At 60.4% G+C, this 15739-nt stretch carries 14 protein-coding genes and 1 tRNA gene; 5 read left to right on the top strand and 10 right to left on the bottom strand.

What is annotated here, in order from left to right; translation table 11 throughout:
* Positions 1–2: 2 nt before the first annotated feature.
* The 6 genes from JDEN_RS12315 to JDEN_RS12290 form a co-directional block, all read right to left on the bottom strand.
* Positions 3–1001, bottom strand: coding sequence for a vWA domain-containing protein (locus JDEN_RS12315; protein WP_015772697.1), 999 nt, complete (start codon positions 999–1001; stop codon positions 3–5).
* Complete coding sequence (locus JDEN_RS12310) at positions 998–2047, bottom strand: vWA domain-containing protein (RefSeq protein ID WP_015772696.1); 1050 nt, start codon at positions 2045–2047, stop codon at positions 998–1000. The genes JDEN_RS12315 and JDEN_RS12310 overlap by 4 nt, the downstream gene beginning before the upstream one ends.
* Positions 2044–2550 carry a hypothetical protein gene (locus JDEN_RS12305; protein WP_015772695.1) on the bottom strand — a complete coding sequence of 169 codons (507 nt, stop codon included), beginning with the start codon at positions 2548–2550 and terminating at the stop codon, positions 2044–2046. Before JDEN_RS12305 ends, JDEN_RS12310 begins: the two co-directional genes overlap by 4 nt.
* A gap of 124 nt (positions 2551–2674) precedes the next feature.
* The gene (locus JDEN_RS12300; protein ID WP_015772694.1) at positions 2675–3829 is read right to left on the bottom strand and encodes a CAP domain-containing protein; all 1155 of its coding nucleotides are present in this window, start codon (positions 3827–3829) and stop codon (positions 2675–2677) included.
* 135 nt (positions 3830–3964) lie between these two features.
* On the bottom strand, positions 3965–4861 hold the full coding sequence (locus JDEN_RS12295) for a DUF58 domain-containing protein (protein WP_015772693.1): 897 nt from the start codon (positions 4859–4861) through the stop codon (positions 3965–3967).
* A gap of 18 nt (positions 4862–4879) precedes the next feature.
* Positions 4880–5929, bottom strand: a complete 1050-nt coding sequence (locus JDEN_RS12290; RefSeq protein WP_015772692.1) for an AAA family ATPase — start codon at positions 5927–5929, stop codon at positions 4880–4882.
* A gap of 78 nt (positions 5930–6007) precedes the next feature.
* On the opposite strand from JDEN_RS12290, the gene JDEN_RS12285 reads away from it, so the two are divergent.
* Positions 6008–8071 carry a cytochrome c oxidase assembly protein gene (locus tag JDEN_RS12285; RefSeq protein ID WP_015772691.1) on the top strand — a complete coding sequence of 688 codons (2064 nt, stop codon included), beginning with the start codon at positions 6008–6010 and terminating at the stop codon, positions 8069–8071.
* A 96-nt stretch (positions 8072–8167) separates the two neighbouring features.
* Here the strand turns inward: JDEN_RS12285 and JDEN_RS12280 are convergent, their stop codons facing one another.
* Positions 8168–9337: a lytic polysaccharide monooxygenase gene (locus JDEN_RS12280; RefSeq protein WP_015772690.1), complete on the bottom strand. Its 1170-nt coding sequence runs from the start codon at positions 9335–9337 to the stop codon at positions 8168–8170.
* 199 nt (positions 9338–9536) lie between these two features.
* Here JDEN_RS12280 and JDEN_RS12275 point away from each other — a divergent pair, with 199 nt between their 5' ends.
* Positions 9537–11423 carry an NHL domain-containing thioredoxin family protein gene (locus tag JDEN_RS12275; protein ID WP_015772689.1) on the top strand — a complete coding sequence of 629 codons (1887 nt, stop codon included), beginning with the start codon at positions 9537–9539 and terminating at the stop codon, positions 11421–11423.
* Positions 11424–11475: 52 nt separating this feature from the next.
* Positions 11476–12174 (top strand): HAD hydrolase-like protein, encoded by a 699-nt coding sequence (locus tag JDEN_RS12270; protein WP_015772688.1) that lies wholly within the window; start codon positions 11476–11478, stop codon positions 12172–12174.
* On the opposite strand, the gene JDEN_RS12265 is transcribed toward JDEN_RS12270, so the two are convergent.
* The gene (locus JDEN_RS12265) at positions 12175–12810 is read right to left on the bottom strand and encodes a TetR/AcrR family transcriptional regulator (protein ID WP_015772687.1); all 636 of its coding nucleotides are present in this window, start codon (positions 12808–12810) and stop codon (positions 12175–12177) included.
* Positions 12811–12970: 160 nt separating this feature from the next.
* Between JDEN_RS12265 and JDEN_RS12260 the strand changes: the two genes are divergently transcribed.
* Positions 12971–13855 carry a hypothetical protein gene (locus tag JDEN_RS12260; protein ID WP_015772686.1) on the top strand — a complete coding sequence of 295 codons (885 nt, stop codon included), beginning with the start codon at positions 12971–12973 and terminating at the stop codon, positions 13853–13855.
* A gap of 329 nt (positions 13856–14184) precedes the next feature.
* On the opposite strand, the gene JDEN_RS12255 is transcribed toward JDEN_RS12260, so the two are convergent.
* Together JDEN_RS12255 and JDEN_RS12250 are read right to left on the bottom strand one after the other, a co-directional pair.
* Positions 14185–14703 (bottom strand): DUF4395 domain-containing protein, encoded by a 519-nt coding sequence (locus tag JDEN_RS12255; protein WP_015772685.1) that lies wholly within the window; start codon positions 14701–14703, stop codon positions 14185–14187.
* A gap of 95 nt (positions 14704–14798) precedes the next feature.
* Positions 14799–14872 (bottom strand) — tRNA-Gly (locus JDEN_RS12250).
* Positions 14873–15154: 282 nt separating this feature from the next.
* On the opposite strand from JDEN_RS12250, the gene dcd reads away from it, so the two are divergent.
* Positions 15155–15730: a dCTP deaminase gene (gene dcd, locus JDEN_RS12245; RefSeq protein ID WP_041287942.1), complete on the top strand. Its 576-nt coding sequence runs from the start codon at positions 15155–15157 to the stop codon at positions 15728–15730.
* Positions 15731–15739 lie beyond the last annotated feature (9 nt).

Here is a 15739-nt window from a genome sequence, read left to right as displayed (position 1 = left end):
CGTTATCCTACCTTCCGGGCGGCTCGCCGTGTTTGCCAGGTTAGTTCCCATAGCAGCAGCCCCATGATGACTGCGGTGAACGGCCACAGGATGAGTTGTGGAACCGTGACGAGGCGTCGGCCTTCGGAGGTAATGAGTTCGGGGTTGAACCCATCGCTGTAGGCGGAGAGGTCGGTGGGGGCATCCATGAGGGTGGAGGGAACACCGAGTTCGTTACCTAGGGCTGTGATCTCGTTGGCGTCAGCAACGGAGATGGCGGGGTCACCGGAGTTCCAATCGGTGATGTATTCCTTGCTGTTGCCGTACCCGGAGGGGTCGTAGGTTTTCATGCGCCCACCGTCGCTGGTGCCGTACCCCAGGACTGCTCCGCCGTCGACGTATTGGGCGAGTGGCGCGAACGAGAGTCGTTCGGTGTCGGTGGTGTTTTCCCCGTCGGTGAACAGGTAGACGATGCGCTGGTTGTCTGGGTTGCGGGTTGCGCCTTGGCGTAATGCCATGGATAGTTCCTCGCGGACGCGGTCAAGTGAGGAGCCAGCAGAGTAGTAGGTGATTTCTTGGTTGAGGTTGGTGATCCACCCGCTGAGCGCTCGGGTGTCGGTGGTCAGTGGCATTTGGCGGGATGCGGTGGAGTCGAAGCTGATGATGGAGAAACGGGCACCTGAAAAGTCAGCCATGAGGGTGGTCATGTCGTTGCGGACACCGGTGAGGCGTGGCTTGTTTCCGTCGTAGTCTTCAGCGGCCATGGACCCGGTGCGGTCCACAACGAAGTACACGTCAAGGTTGATGTAGGCCACCTCGGAGCGTTCTTCGAGGACGGAGGGGCCGGTGGCCACGAATAGGGTGAGCACCAGAATCGCTGCGCGGCGCCCCCAGGTGATTTTCTCGCCACGGCTGGTGGCAGGGCTTTTCAGGTCACGAAACGCCGCCCACCCAAACAGTGCCAGCACAAGGACTGCAGTGATGGCGAGGGCAGGAAGGGGTGCAAAAGGTTGGAAGGTCATTCGGTGATCCTCCGTTGCACGATGAATGCGGCAATGAGTGCTACCAGGAACCACAGGTAGGGGCCGGGCAGGTTCGTGGTGGTGATGATGGGTGCGGCGTCAATGGCGACGGCTTGTTGTGCTTGGATGTCGGCGACGATCTCGGGGATGGTGTCAGGGTCGTCGGAGAAGAAGTACAAGCCGTCTGCGTCAAGGAAGATGTCTCGGAACTCTTGTTCGCTTTGCGCGTCCCCACCACCGGCACCGTACAGCCCGATCAGGGAAATGTTGCGGGATAACGCCAGGTTGGTGGCGTCTTGCAGGGTGTATATGGGTTCGCCTTGGAGGTCGTTGTCGGTGGCAAAAATAATGGACCGGGACCGGTCTTCGTCCTGGTAGGGGTCTTCGTCAAAGAGGAGGGCACAGTTCGCGAGCCCGTCACCAATCAGGGAGGACCACCCGTTCAGAGACCCGTTGGCACCTGCGGTGAAGTACAGGTAGTTGTCAATGACGTCTTGCCGGGTGGTGGTGAGCACCCGTGGGTCGAGTGCTTCTTTGGCTTGGGTGAGTTGTTCTTTGACGAGTGCGTAATCGTCAGTGAGGGGGAACACGAGCCGAGAAGTGGAGTTGAACACGGACAGTGCGATGCGTTCGCCCTGGAAGTTGTCGGTGAGGGTGGAGAACAAATCCACAATTTCTTGGTCGTAGGCAATCATTGACCCGGACACGTCCAGGCACAGCACAATGTCACGGTTGGCCAGGCGCGGATCCACTGTGGTGGTGCGAAACGGTTGTGCTGTGACCACGCTGACGGCGGCGAGCGCCGCAACGGTGACCGCGATCCCTGATGCTTGGAGGAGTCGGTACCGGCGGCGTTCTTTGGCGAATGATGGTAGCTGTTCCAGGTAGTCGCTGTTGGCTATCCAGATGGGTGATTCAGTGGTGGGGCGTGCTGGTGGCCGTTTCCGGGTGACCACAGCGGTGACGATGATGGTGAGTAGTGCCAGGCCGAGGGCTAGGGGGATAACCCAGGGCCAGGTCAGAGTCGTTGTGTGGGTGGAGATCATAGGTGGTCCACCACCTGGAGTGCTTCATTGACCGTGAGGTGGGTTGCGTTGACGTGCGGGTCGGGTGCGTGGGCGGTCCCTTCCCGGGAGAAGGCGGGGGCGTAGCAGCGTTCAATGACGTGCGCGACCGGTCCGGTTGCCGGGTGGTTGCGCAGGTCAGTTAACGTCATGGACTCAGCGGGGAGAGCGAGCCGCAGTGAGGTGTAGTCGCGCAGGAGCAGCGAGAGTTGCTGATGCAGGTCACGGTCGGTGAGCTGCCCGTTGTCGTGCTGTTGCGCAAGAGTCATGATCTGGGAGCGGTAGAGTTCCCGGGTGCTGGGGCTGCGGTCGGCAATGGCAGTAGAGTGCGCATCGACAAGTGATGCGTGACGCGCCATGACCCGACGCCGGGTGAGGGCGGGAATGAGCGCGAGCCACACGATTGTGGCAACGGTGAGGAGCACGGGGACGAGAGTCCAAAGGGCGGGGTAACCGACCGGGGAAGAGATGTCCTGCGGCGTCACGTGGGTCCTCGTCGCTTAGCGGGCATGGGCGTGGTGCCCCAGGGGGCACTGGTCCATGCTACTTTGCGGCACTGGGTGATGCGGTATGGGTTGTCCTACCGGGTGGACCTGGAACAGGTGGTCGTTAGCGCACCCGGACCGTTTTTGCTCGGGTGGTGACAGCGTTGTAGGTCTTGGTTGACCCGACCTTGAGCCGGTACGTGTAGGTCCCTGTGCGGGTGACTTTGGGGTAGGTGACCCCCACCTTGCCGGTGCGAGAGTTCGGTGTGAATCTCTTCACGGTCTTCCAGGTGCCCCCTTTTTTCAGTTGGAGAGCAACAGTTCGTTTCGTGGAGATCGTAACCACGTCACGTGGTGCGGCGACTCGCCCTTTCACGGTGGACCGAGTGGAGGCGTTGTATCCCGTGATTTTTTGGGTTTTCTTGCGGACCACGACTTTCTTTGTCGCTGAGACTGCTGCTTTGTGGGTGGAGGACCCGCCATACCGGATGCGGTAGGTGTAGGTTCCTGCGGTTTTGTGGGTGGGGTAGAGAATCGCCGCTTTCCCATTGGAGGTTTTCACGGCTACGGTGCGCACGGTTTTCCACGTCCCGTTGGTTTTGCGTTGCAACGAGATTTTTCCGTTGCGGGCTGACACTGCGACGACGTCTTTGGGTGCGGCTTGCCCCACGGTGATGGTTTTCTTTGACGTGTTGTACCCGGCGATGCGCGTTTTTTGTGGGGTGGCTGTTCGGGTGGTGGCCGAGCTTGGGTAGGCGACAAACCGTTGGACGGCGTACAGGTAGGTGCCGTCAGAGTTGCGGTCCCAGGCAACCCCAATGTGGGTCCATTCGGGGCGCAAAATGTTGGCCCGGTGCCCGGGAGAGTTCATCCACAGGGAAAGGAAACGGGCGGCGTCCGCGCTTCCGGAGGTGTAGAGAATGTTTTCCCCGGCGCGGGTGGCTGCTGAGGTTGCGGTGGTGGTGAAGAGTTGAGGGTCGTGGTACATGTCCGCGCGCAGGTTTTTTGAGGCGAGGAACCCGGCCCATTGTGCGCTGCCTTGGGTGGCTTTGGTGTTGACAGTGACTTTTTTCAGTCCGTGTGCTGCGCGAATTTTGTTGGTTTCGTTGACGATTGCTTGGGAGAGCGCGTCGAGTTGAACCGCTGTGGTGACGGCGGGTGTCACACCTGTCGATGCGGTTGTGCTGGTCGCAGCCGGTGCGGCTGCGAGGGTGGTTGCGGTTGTTGCCAGTGCACATGCGAGTGCGATGAGTGTGCGGCGGATGGAGTGCTTGACCATTGTGCCCCCCTGTGAAGGTCGTGTCCGTCACAGTCCCTATCGGTGGGAAGTAGAGCCACCATAAGTATTTGTTGGGGAGAACTTCCCGTTCACTGGGGGTGAATTTGCTGGTGGGGTGGGGTGAAGTCAGTCGAACTAGGTCAGATGGCGCTGTTTGCGTACCGCATGGGTGAAGCGAGTGATCGCATCTTCGGGGGTGTCAATGACCACAGACACGATGCCGTTTCGCTGCAACATGCGTTGCGAGTCCGCACGCCGTTGGCGCACCAACTGGGCGGCCTCGGCATGAATGGATGAACGGCGGGCAAGGAACCTGGGCAGGTGAAGAGGCCGGTCCACATCGGCGACCTGCTGCCCATTATTCAGGCGCGCACCGACAAACGGGGACGCATCAGAAATTTGCAGAACAAGCACTTCGTGCCGCACCCGCAATTGCCGCAAAATCTCTTCGTGCTCCGGTGCAGGGCGCACCTCATCAGTGACAATGACAACCAGGGCCCGCCGGTGAAACAACGTGAGAGTACGCCGCAAAATGGCGGCAAGGTCACTGGCAGGAGCAGTTGGTGAGAACGTGGCATCCAATTGGGTGAGCATCACCTCAAGGTCCTGAGTTGAGGCACGCGGTGGGCGGTGGATTAACCGGTCATGATCGCCGGCAACAAGAGCCACCCGATCGCCGCGATCCCGGGCCACATACGCAATCAACGTGGCCAGGAACACCGCAGCATCACTTTTGGGGGTACCCCCAGACGACATCGCCGCCATGTTGCGCCCGGTGTCCGCAACAAGAATCACCGAGAGATTCGACTGCTGCTGAAACCGGCGAATAATAGGGATCCCGGCACGCGCCGATGACTTCCAGTCAATGTCCGAGACATCGTCACCAGGCGAATACAACGACAAGTCGTCAAAATCCTGGCCGTGTCCTTTAAAAATGGACCGGTGATACCCCTCAAGCAGGCCAGCCGCCCGCTTCAAAATCGGAAGATCCACGTGGGCTCGCACCTGAGCAAGCCGGGAAATATCGGTCATCAGCGCACCACAGCCCAACTACCCTGGGACAGGAACAGCGTGGAACACGGCGTCAATGAGCTCTTCCACCCGCACATTGTTGGCAATCGCATCAAACGTGCGCACAATACGGTGACGCAGCACCCGGTGGCGAATCGCATGAATGTCATCAGGAATGACATAGTCGCGGCCATACATGATCGCCAACGCTTGAGCGACCCGCATCAACGCAATCGACCCACGCGGCGACGCCCCCACCCGCACCTGGCCCGTCAACCCCTGAATCGGGTTGGGGCCACCACCACGGGTGGTGTTAATGAGCGCCACAATGTACCGCTTAATGGAATCATCCACATACACGCGGTCCACGAGCCGCTGCAACACCACAACCTCATCCAACCCGATCGGCGGAGTCGTCACCGGGGCATCCTGCGCACCAGTTGCCACCCGCGACAAAATCTCCACCTCATCGGGAGCCTGCGGGTACGTCAAAATCTGCTTCATTAAGAAGCGGTCCATCTGCGCCTCAGGAAGAACATACGTGCCTTCTTCCTCAATGGGGTTCTGCGTAGCTAACACCATGAACGGGTCCGGCAGACGGTACTCCTGCCCACCAATCGTGGTCTGACGCTCCTGCATCGCCTCCAACATCGCCGACTGAGTCTTCGCCGAGGACCGGTTAATCTCATCAAGCAACACCACGTTGGCGTGCACTGGCCCAAGCTGAGTCGTAAACGACCCAGTGCCATAGTTATAAATCTGGGTGCCCACAATGTCGTTCGGCATCAAATCCGGTGTGCACTGGATCCGGTGGAACGTTCCACCCACAGACGCCGCCAACGTTTCCGCCGCCGTGGTTTTCGCCAACCCAGGAACCGACTCAAGAAGAATGTGCCCCCCAGCAAGCAACGCAGACACAAGAGAAACCCGCAGTTCCTCCTGCCCCACAACCTTCGAATCAAACACCGTGTTGATGCGTTGGACGAGCGAGCCCGCATACGCAAGCTCGTCCGGGTTAATGTTTCCCTGCCCTCGTGACACAACCAGTCCCTTCCCGATAACTACCGCCCCCAAGTATGCCAGCCGCATGCACCATCCGGGGGCGAGACCTCACCCCATGGTGACACCACACCAGACACCGAGCCGCCAACAGCCTAAAGTGAAGGGGTGGTTACACCAACTCCCACCCGCACAACCCCGCTCCTGCTCGCCGGGTTCACCGCCACGATCCTCGCAGCCCTCACCGCGTTCGTTGCCGCTGGCGCCTACACCGCCGCCTACGCGCCGCGCGCCCTACTGGACCCAGGCCCGCTGGTGCGCTGGTCAGTGGGCGGAGCAACCCTCGCATCGGAACTCAGTATGGCCGTGGTCCTGGGGGCACTGACCCTGGCCGTATTCGTCATCCCCGGAGCAGGACACACCGGACGCACCCGACCCGGCGCGCCCACCCCCGACCTGTACACCACCACCATCACCATCGCCGGGTGGGGCGCAGTCGTGTGGACACTCAGCGCCACCGCCCGACTCCTCTTCCAAGGCGCCAACACCGTGGGAACCCCCCTCACAGACCCCGCCTTCGGCGAACAATGGGTGGTCTACCTCACCCAAATCCCCTCGGGCCAATCTCACTTTGCCATCACCCTCATCGCGGCGACCATGGCCACCGCCCTCCTCATGCGTCCAGGCCCCCGCGTCGCACTGGCTCTCCTCGGTGTTGGGCTCGTTCCCCTCACCCTGCTTTCCCTCATGGGCCACGCCGCCGGAACCGACAACCACGAACTTGCCGTCTCCGCGATGTTCCTCCACCTCATCGCCGTGGCCATCTGGGTGGGTGCGCTCGCCGTGATCGCTCTGCTGTACCTGAGCCGACCAGAACGCGAACAGTGGATCGCCACAACAGTCCGCCGCTACTCCACGATCGCCGGATGGTGCTTTGCGCTGGTCGCCGTGTCCGGGCTGGTGAACTCCATTGTCAGACTCGGCGGATTCACCGCCCTGACCAGCACCTACGGGGTGCTCATCGTTGTGAAAGTGACTCTCTTCCTCATCCTGGGTGGATTCGGTGCCGTGCACCGCACCCGCATAGTTTCCCGCATGACCGCCGCCCGCGCCCACATCCCCGTCCTCTTCTGGCGGCTCGCCGCCGCCGAACTTGTTGTCATGGGTGCCGTCTCCGGTATCTCCGTAGCCCTCGGCGCCTCAGAACCACCAGTTGGCGATGCGCCCCCCACCAACCCCAGCCCCGCCTACCTTCTCACCGGTGCTGAGCTGCCCCCCGAACCCACCACCCTGCGCTACCTCACCCAGTGGCGCCCTGACGTTCTCTTCGCTGTCGCCTGCGCCGCAGGTTTGTGGGTCTACCTCAGCTGGGTCATCCGCCTCCACAAACGCGGTGACACCTGGCCCTGGTTGCGCACCGTGTCCTGGACCCTGGGCATGTTCCTCATGTTCTGGATCACCTCCGGCGGGCCAGCTGTGTACGGAAAAATCCTCTTCTCTGCACACATGCTCATGCACATGCTCATGGCCATGGTCGTCCCCATCTTCCTTGCGCTCGCAGCTCCCATCACTCTCCTCATGCGAGCGGTGCCCGCCCGAACAGACCACTCACGAGGACCACGCGAATGGGTGTCTGGGATTGTCCACTCCCGCTACGGACGGTTCTTCTCCCACCCCCTGGTCGCCGCCGTGAACTTCGCCGGATCGATGATCCTCTTCTACTACACGCCCCTGTTCGAACTAGCCATCACTACCCACCTCGGCCACATCCTCATGGTCGTCCACTTCACGCTCGTGGGGTACTTCTTCGTTAACGCCCTAGTGGGAATCGACCCCGGACCGAACCGCCCCGGCTACCCCCAACGGTTCCTCCTCCTGCTCGCCACCATGGCGTTCCACGCATTCTTTGGAGTCAGCCTCATGGCATCCGACCGTCTCCTGGTCCCAGACTGGTTCGGCAACATGGGACGCGCCTGGGGGGACCCCGCCATCATCGACCAACAAGCCGGGGCGGGTATCGCCTGGGGAATCGGAGAAATCCCCACCGTCGCACTCGCCATGACCGTCGCGATCATGTGGGGACTGACAGACGACCGCGCCGCCCGCCGCCGTGACCGCCACGTCGACGAATATGGCGACAGCGAACTCGACGAATATAACGCCATGCTGCAGCGCATCGCCCATCGCGACGCACAACACGACACCACCACACGGCAGGACCCCCGCACATAGCGGACACACCGCTGAGGGCCCACCCAAAGGCAGGCCCTCACCGTGAGTCACGTGCGGGGTGGGAGCTGGAGTCACCACCCCGCACGGGGTCAGTGGTTAGTACAGATCACACGGTTCACCATTCAACGTGACCTCAGTGGGATCAGAGGGAGCACCGTTCGCCAAGAACCCGAACGACACCGCACCATGGTGGGCAATCGTTGAGTTCCACGCAGCATTTGTGAAGGTCGCAGTTTTCCCTGACTGGCTCACCGTCGAACTCCACGACTGCTGAACCGAATCATCACCTGCAAACGTCACTGCCAGGTCCCAACCATCAACCTGGTCCATCGTGTTGTTGGCCACGGTCACCTCAGCGGTGTACCCCGAGTTCCACGAGTTCACCTCAAACGCCACAGCACATTCACGGGGGTCATCAGGACCAGTACCAGGGTCGGTGGGTTCTTCACCTGGGTCGGTGGGTTCTTCACCTGGGTCGGTGGGTTCTTCACCTGGGTCGGTGGGTTCTTCACCTGGGTCGGTGGGTTCTTCACCTGGGTCGGTGGGTTCTTCACCTGGGTCGGTGGGGTCGCCGCCACCAAACACCACATCGGAGCAGTTGTAGAACGACTCAGGAGAGTCCGTCCGCTCCCAAATTGAGAAGATGATGTGCTGGCCGCTGCGCTCAGGCAGTTGCGCATCCCACTGGTACTCCGGCCCAGTCGACCCCTGCACAATCGGTGGGTCAAGGACTTCGTCAAACAGTTCCAGGTCATCCCAACTCAACGGCTGTGAAGGGTCCCACCCTTCTTTGGTGATGTACTGGTACCACCATCCAGGGTGAGGCACCGTTGCTGCGTACCGGAAAGTGATGTCGTCACCAGACTCAAGCGCAGTGGTAGGCCAATGCTCTGACGGGGTGTTGAATGCGTCAAACTGGGCGCCAGGACCACACAATTTCCCGTCTGGGATGGTTTCCTGGTGGCGGCCATCAACTAACGGCAGCAAGTTCCCGTACCAGGTATAGAACGGGTAGCTTGAATAATCCAACGCTTCCTTGCAGATCGGGTTCGTTGGCAGCATGTTACCGCCCTGACCAGCGGCATCACCACCCGCGAGGCCGTCAAGGTAACAGTTGTAGGTACGTGTTGCCGGGTACACCATGCCACCGTGTGAGCTTGCGGGAGCTGACGTGGTGACAACGGACCCCAACACAAGGAGGGACCCAATGGCCCCTCCAGCGGCGAATTTCGCCCATCGATTTCGAAAAGCAGACCAAATTGACATTGAGCGTCCCCCTGTCGTGGATAACTAATGCGGACTGTCCCGGATCCCACACGCCATTGGGTGGGGCGGGCAGTGCTAGCCTGCCTGCCCGCCAACGGTCCGGGAACCCAATGAAACGTTTCAGCGCATCGGTCAGTGAGAAAAACAGGCAACGACCTGACGCTACCGGGCAATGTGACGTAACAATCACATCGCCAGGATGCGTCAGCGGCCCCCAGCAGTGTTCACTGGTGGGGTGAGCACACCACACACATCACTTCCCCGCGTCCGTGCTAGTGCCCTGACCGGGCGGAACTGGCTGAACACCGGCGGGCGCACCCTCACCCTTGATGAGCTTCGCGGAAAAATCGTCATCCTCGATTTTTGGACGTTTTGCTGCATTAACTGTCTGCACGTTCTTGATGAACTGCGCGAACTTGAGGAACAACACCGCGATGAACTTGTCATCATTGGGGTGCACTCACCAAAATTCGTGCACGAAGCCGACCCAGACGCGCTTGCTGCTGCGGTCGAACGCTACGGGGTGGCTCACCCCGTTCTTGATGACCCCACTTTGTCCACCTGGCAGGCCTACACCGCCCGTGCTTGGCCAACCCTCGTTGTCATCGACCCGGAAGGGTACATCGTTGCCCACATGGCCGGTGAAGGTCATGCACCCGCGTTAGCGCGGATTGTCACTCAACTCATTGAGGACCACGACGCACGCGGAACACTGCACCGCGGGAGCGGCCCCTACGTACCACCACCCACGACGGCGGGCATGTTGTCGTTCCCCGCAAAAGCAGTGCCCCTACCTGCCGGCGGGTACCTGGTTGCCGATGCGGGCCACCACCAGATCGTGCACGTTGCTGCTGACGGGGTGACAGAACAAGCCCGTTACGGGGCCGGGGAACGGGGGTTGGTGGACGGACCAGCACACACCGCACAGTTCAATGAACCCAACGGGCTTCTTGTGCTGCCCCCCGATGTGGCCGCTGAGGTGGGGTACGACGTTGTCGTTGCTGACACGGTGAATCACTGTGTGCGCTCGCTGTCGCTGTCCACGGGTGCGGTGGGGACGCTTGCCGGAAATGGCCGCCAGTACATGGTGGGAGGCCCCGACAATGAGGGTCGACTGACCTCACCGTGGGATGTGGTGTGGTCCGCGCACCGGAAACAGGTCATCATCGCAATGGCCGGAAACCATACGCTCTGGACGCTTGACCCGCGCACTGGTCAGTGCCAGTGGTTTGCCGGCACCATGAATGAAGGGCTTGTTGACGGGCCGGTGGCGCAGTCATGGTTTGCACAACCCTCAGGGCTTGCCGTGACTGGTGTTGACGCTGATGAACGGGTGTGGGTCGCTGATTCGGAAACGTCTGCGCTGCGATGGATTGACACTTCGGACACAGTCCACACAGCGGTCGGTGCGGGGCTGTTTGACTTCGGCCACCGTGACGGTGACGCTGACCAGGCACTATTCCAGCACCCGCTTGCGGTAGCGGCCCTGCCTGACAACTCTCTTGTCGTGGCGGACACATATAACGGGGCCTTGCGGCGCTATGACCCTGCCACACGCACGGTGTCCACTTTGGCCTCTGGGTTGGCGGAACCATCGGGGATGGTTGTTCACCATGAGGGGGGTGAGCTTTCTGTTGTTGTGGTTGAGTCGGCGGCGCACCAACTGACAGGTGTGGCGCTTCCCGCGTCGCTTGTAGGGGAAGTCTTGGATACTGGTGCTCACCGTACCCAACGCCCAACCACAGCTGTTCGGGGCGGACAGGTGGATCTGCGGGTTGTGTTCACTCCTGCGCCGGGGCAAAAGTATGACGACAGGTTTGGACCATCGACGCGGTTGTCTGTGTCAGCGACCCCGGAGAACCTTCTCCTGGATGGGGCAGGTGACACGGTTGAGCTGACTCGAACGGTGCGGATCAACCCGGATGTGGAGCAAGGGGTTCTTCATGTCACTGCGCAAGCAGCGAGCTGTGACGATGACCCTGCCATTGAGTTTCCTGCCTGCCATTTGGCGCAGCAGGATTGGGGTGTGCCGGTGACGGTGTCTCACGACGGTGCCGACTCCTTGGACCTGTCACTCCGCGGGTGACGTTCATCGCATTGGACCGAAGCGCGCCGTTTTCTGACATAGATTTCCCTGTATGAGTGAACTGCATGACGTGGTGCTCGTCGACCTTGACGGTACCCTGACCGATTCTGCCCCTGGCATCATCGAGTCCATCACCTATGCCTACCGCACCTTGGGTCTGCCGGTTCCTGGTGAGGAGGCGCTGCGGTCTTTTGTGGGCCCACCGTTACATGTGTCGGCGGCCCGGCATGGTGTCAGCGAGGAGCTGATGCCGGAGTTTTTGTCCGCGTACCGGGTGGCGTTTGTTGATGGTGGCATGCTCAATAACCGGGTGTATGACGGGATTGTAGAGGTGCTCGATCGGGTGCACCGTCATGCCCGTGTTGTGGTGGCGACCTCGAAGCCAGAGATTTTTGCGCGCCAGATTATGCGCCATTTTGGTTTGGATCAGTATGTGGTGGCGGTGTGCGGGGCGACGTTGGATGCCTCTCGTTCGACAAAAGCCGATGTGATCGCTCATGCGTTGGACACGGTGCGTTCCAGCCCTGATGGGCTTGTTGTGGGAACCCCGATTGTCATGGTGGGGGACCGGCTTCATGATGTGGAGGGTGCCCGTGTTCACGGGATCGCCACGGTGGGAGTGCGGTGGGGGTATGCGGTTCCAGGTGAGCTAGAAGATGCGGGTGCGGCAGCGATCGCGCAGCGTCCCGCGGATCTTCCTGAGCTTATTCGGTCGGCCCTTTCCCCGCTTCCGGAGCCTGCTTTGTGCTGATTACCCCCAGTTTGGTGGGCGTTTGGGGAATCCGCTGGGGGCGGGTACGCGTGCACCTACTGCGCGCAGCACGAACAGTTCGGTGGCGGCGATGACTTTGTCGCGGGCGGGTTGTTCTTCGGGGAAGAGACGCCCCGAGAGGCATGAGTTGACGAGGGTCACGGTCGTGTCGACGTCTTGCTCAGGGAATTCACCGAGCTCGATGCCTGAGTTGATGATGTCGCGCAGTGTGTTTTCGATGATGATGACGTGTTCGCGAAGCCGTTGAGCTGCACCTCGGGAGAGCACGGATCGGAGTTCAACTCCGGGGGTCACGTGGAAGACGCGGTTGAGGCGGGCTTGGGCTTGGATGTAGGCGCGGAGCCGGTCGACTGGGTTGCGGATGTCGCGGATAGAACGTTGTAAGTTGTCGACGTAACTGGTGGTTTCGTGCTGAATGTAGCCGAGAAGGAGCGCTTCTTTGTCGGCGAAGTGGTTGTAGACCGCTGTTCGGCCAACTCCAGCTGCGTTGGCGATTTCGGCGAATGAGATGGCGTCGAAGCCGCGTTCCTCCATGAGGGTCGCGAGTGCGGTGAACAGTCGTTGGCGTGTTTGCTCGCGGTGTTCGTGGAGTGAGCCCCCAATGATCTTCGGCATTCTGACATGTTGTCACGCTTTCGTCAGTTAAGCGTGGGCCTAATGTCCTATGAGATGGGCGATGTCAGCGCTGTGAGAACACGATGGACTTGCCACGGTAACACGGTGGAAGCACTCGGTTGCTAGTGTCTCGCCCACACGCCTCACCCAGGGAGCTGCTATGACCGCTTATCTCCTCCAGCTACCGCATCGTGCTGATATGACTGATAGTTTGCGGGCTCGGTTTCGTGACCTCACCGTGGACCGGCCTGCCGATGCGCACCACGTGACTCCGGTAGGGGCACGGTTCCGGGGGGCTCGTTCTCCGGGCCCGGCGCCTCAGGTGACGGTGTGGACAGTGCCGGGGGCGCGCATCGTTGGTCCTGTGCGGGTGGGGGAGCAGACCTTGGCTGTGTACGGGGTTGTTCCTTCCCCTCCTGATGCGTGGGTTGATCGCCCGGTCGATGAGGAGTGGATGGTCGCAGTTGCCCGGCATGGGGGTGGCGGTTGTGTTCGGGTGGATGGGCCGGGTGTCGATGCGGCCGGGGCCGTGGCGCAATGGGTTGAACGACTCGCGCCTACGCTCTCGGATGACGACTACTTTCGTCCGGTTGCGCCGCCGGCAACGGAGTTCACGGTGTACTCGCCGACGTTTGCGGAGCCGGAGCAGATTATCCCGCACCTTCATGGGGTGGGTGTTCGGGTGCGGTCGGCTCAGCGTGGCCATGATGGGGTGTCGTTGGAGGTGGTGGGGGAGACGCAGTATGACGGGTCGGTCAGTGTGGTGATGCGGCGCATTACCACTGAACCTGTTGCGTTAGCTTCTGTTCCGTGGCGTGAGTTTGGCCCGTTTGCGTATACGGTGTCGTGGCGTCCGGATGCGTCATTGGTGGTTGGTGTTGATGCTGCGGACGAGGGTGCGTCTGACGATGCGCTGCTGGCGTTGGCCCGGTCCCGGATTGCGCCGTTGATTGCCCGGTTGGCGGGGCGGTTGCAGGCTGAGTTTTCTGGAACGGTCCTGACGGCGGACGGGTTTGTGGTTCGTGGGCAGGGTGCACTGCAGTGAGTTATCCACAGGCTACCGAGTGAGCTGTGGATTGTGGTTACGCATCTGTGGATAACGGGGTGCCACTCTGTGGGTAATGCGAGGTGATCGGTGGAAAGCTTGAGTTCTCGCGGAAAACAACCCATGAGTTATCCACAGGGTTGTCCACAGAATTGGTGGTATCCACAGGGTTGGGGAGAGTGGTCGGGAAGTTATCCACAGGCTAATCCACAGGTGTCCACACCTTATCTTGTGGGTTGTGGATCTCTATCCACAAGATGTAGTGGTTGAGCGGCTGTCCGGAAAGCCGCAAGAACCTTCACGGGTGAAATGTGTGGACAAGCGAGCCGCTATGACTGCTGGCGTTGCGCATACTCGCGCGCCGCCGCCCGCGCCTGCGGACTGTGAATATCTGAGCACGCCTCACACACATCGTCAGGGATCATTCCTAACCGTTGCAGGTGCGCAAACAGCCAGCATCCAATACACAGCCCCGCAAACGCTTCCAAGCTCGCCGCGACAACAAGAACGGTGAGGAGCACCCACGCTGCCGTGTCCCACCCCACAGCAAGCAGCACCACCGCACCCACGCTCACCGTGGCACCAATACCTTGCGCAAACCGTTTCGGGGGGCCAGGAACGGCAATGGGCTCACCCAACCGTGGCGCAATCACCCGCTGAGCCACGAAGCCCAACACAGACAAGCGTGGGCCAGCCAACACGCGTCCCACAAACCCCGCAGCGATGACCCACACAAGCGCCTCGACGCGAAACAACAACGCGACACAGGTGAGCGCAACAACACCTGCAGCCACAGTGCGGGCAGCCCGCTCATTGACGGGATTGGGGAAAGAAAAGAAGGAACGCATGGAAAAAGTGTGAACGTCACTGCGGCCAGTGACAAGAGAAACCGAGTGTGATCCCAACAGATGACAACGCTTCGGGGGCACGTACCCTGATGAAGTGGAGCGGATGACGGGAATCGAACCCGCGCTGTCAGCTTGGGAAGCTGAAGTTCTACCATTGAACTACATCCGCGCACGCACGCCACCAGCGAACCAGTGGTTCATGCACATCCATTTCTACCACTGATTGCGTCAGAAATCTAACCGCGCCACGTCACGTCACCCCGCATCGCAGGTCTTCCAAGGGGTGTGCACAGGGCTGGAAATCTTACAGGTGAGACCGGGGATTTCACCCCCTCCAAGGGGGTTGCTATTGTGCGCTACCCTACTTCTAGGGGGTGCACGGGAAAAGGGGGCGGCGGCCCGATTTTCTCCCAATTTCAGCCTTCAATGACGAGACGAAACGGTGAGCGGCGTGTTGTTGTCCGATCGGGATATCCGAACCTATATTCACGAGGGGCGAGTTGACCTTGACCCCTTCAGCCCAGAGATGGTCCAACCCTCCAGTGTCGATGTCCGACTAGATCGGTATTTTCGACTCTTTGATAACCACAAGTACCCCTACATTGACCCTGCTGCGGAGCAGTCAGAACTGACCCACCTTATTGAGGTCACCAAAGGTCAACCATTCATCTTGCATCCCGGTGAGTTTGTTCTCGCCTCAACATATGAGGTGGTCTCACTCGCTGATGACGTAGCTGCCCGGCTCGAAGGGAAATCGTCACTGGGGCGGTTAGGGTTGCTCACTCACTCCACAGCAGGGTTTATCGACCCCGGTTTCTCTGGGCACGTGACCTTGGAATTATCCAACGTGGCCACACTTCCTATTTTGTTGTGGCCAGGCATGAAAATTGGTCAGTTGTGTTTCTTCCAGTTGAGTTCCCCAGCGGAGTACCCGTATGGGTCGGATGAATACGGGTCGCGGTACCACGGACAACGCGGGCCAACAGCCTCACGTTCCTTCATGAACTTTTACAAGTCAGACGTCTAATTCACCCGT

It is taken from the genome of Jonesia denitrificans DSM 20603 (assembly GCF_000024065.1).
GTDB classification, from domain to species: domain Bacteria; phylum Actinomycetota; class Actinomycetes; order Actinomycetales; family Cellulomonadaceae; genus Jonesia; species Jonesia denitrificans.
The sequence above is the reverse complement of the archived record's forward strand: the minus strand, read 5'-3'. Positions and strand labels throughout refer to the sequence as shown.

Bases quoted from the DNA above. Each gene is read 5' to 3' on its own strand.
- JDEN_RS12315 (WP_015772697.1), bottom strand. From the start codon at position 1,001: ATGACCTTCCAACCTTTTGCACCCCTTCCTGCCCTCGCCATCACTGCA.
- JDEN_RS12310 (WP_015772696.1), bottom strand. From the start codon at position 2,047: ATGATCTCCACCCACACAACGACTCTGACCTGGCCCTGGGTTATCCCC.
- JDEN_RS12300 (WP_015772694.1), bottom strand. From the start codon at position 3,829: ATGGTCAAGCACTCCATCCGCCGCACACTCATCGCACTCGCATGTGCA.
- JDEN_RS12295 (WP_015772693.1), bottom strand. From the start codon at position 4,861: ATGACCGATATTTCCCGGCTTGCTCAGGTGCGAGCCCACGTGGATCTT.
- JDEN_RS12290 (WP_015772692.1), bottom strand. From the start codon at position 5,929: ATGCGGCTGGCATACTTGGGGGCGGTAGTTATCGGGAAGGGACTGGTT.
- JDEN_RS12280 (WP_015772690.1), bottom strand. From the start codon at position 9,337: ATGTCAATTTGGTCTGCTTTTCGAAATCGATGGGCGAAATTCGCCGCT.
- JDEN_RS12275 (WP_015772689.1), top strand. From the start codon at position 9,537: ATGCGTCAGCGGCCCCCAGCAGTGTTCACTGGTGGGGTGAGCACACCA.
- JDEN_RS12270 (WP_015772688.1), top strand. From the start codon at position 11,476: ATGAGTGAACTGCATGACGTGGTGCTCGTCGACCTTGACGGTACCCTG.
- JDEN_RS12265 (WP_015772687.1), bottom strand. From the start codon at position 12,810: ATGCCGAAGATCATTGGGGGCTCACTCCACGAACACCGCGAGCAAACA.
- JDEN_RS12260 (WP_015772686.1), top strand. From the start codon at position 12,971: ATGACCGCTTATCTCCTCCAGCTACCGCATCGTGCTGATATGACTGAT.
- JDEN_RS12255 (WP_015772685.1), bottom strand. From the start codon at position 14,703: ATGCGTTCCTTCTTTTCTTTCCCCAATCCCGTCAATGAGCGGGCTGCC.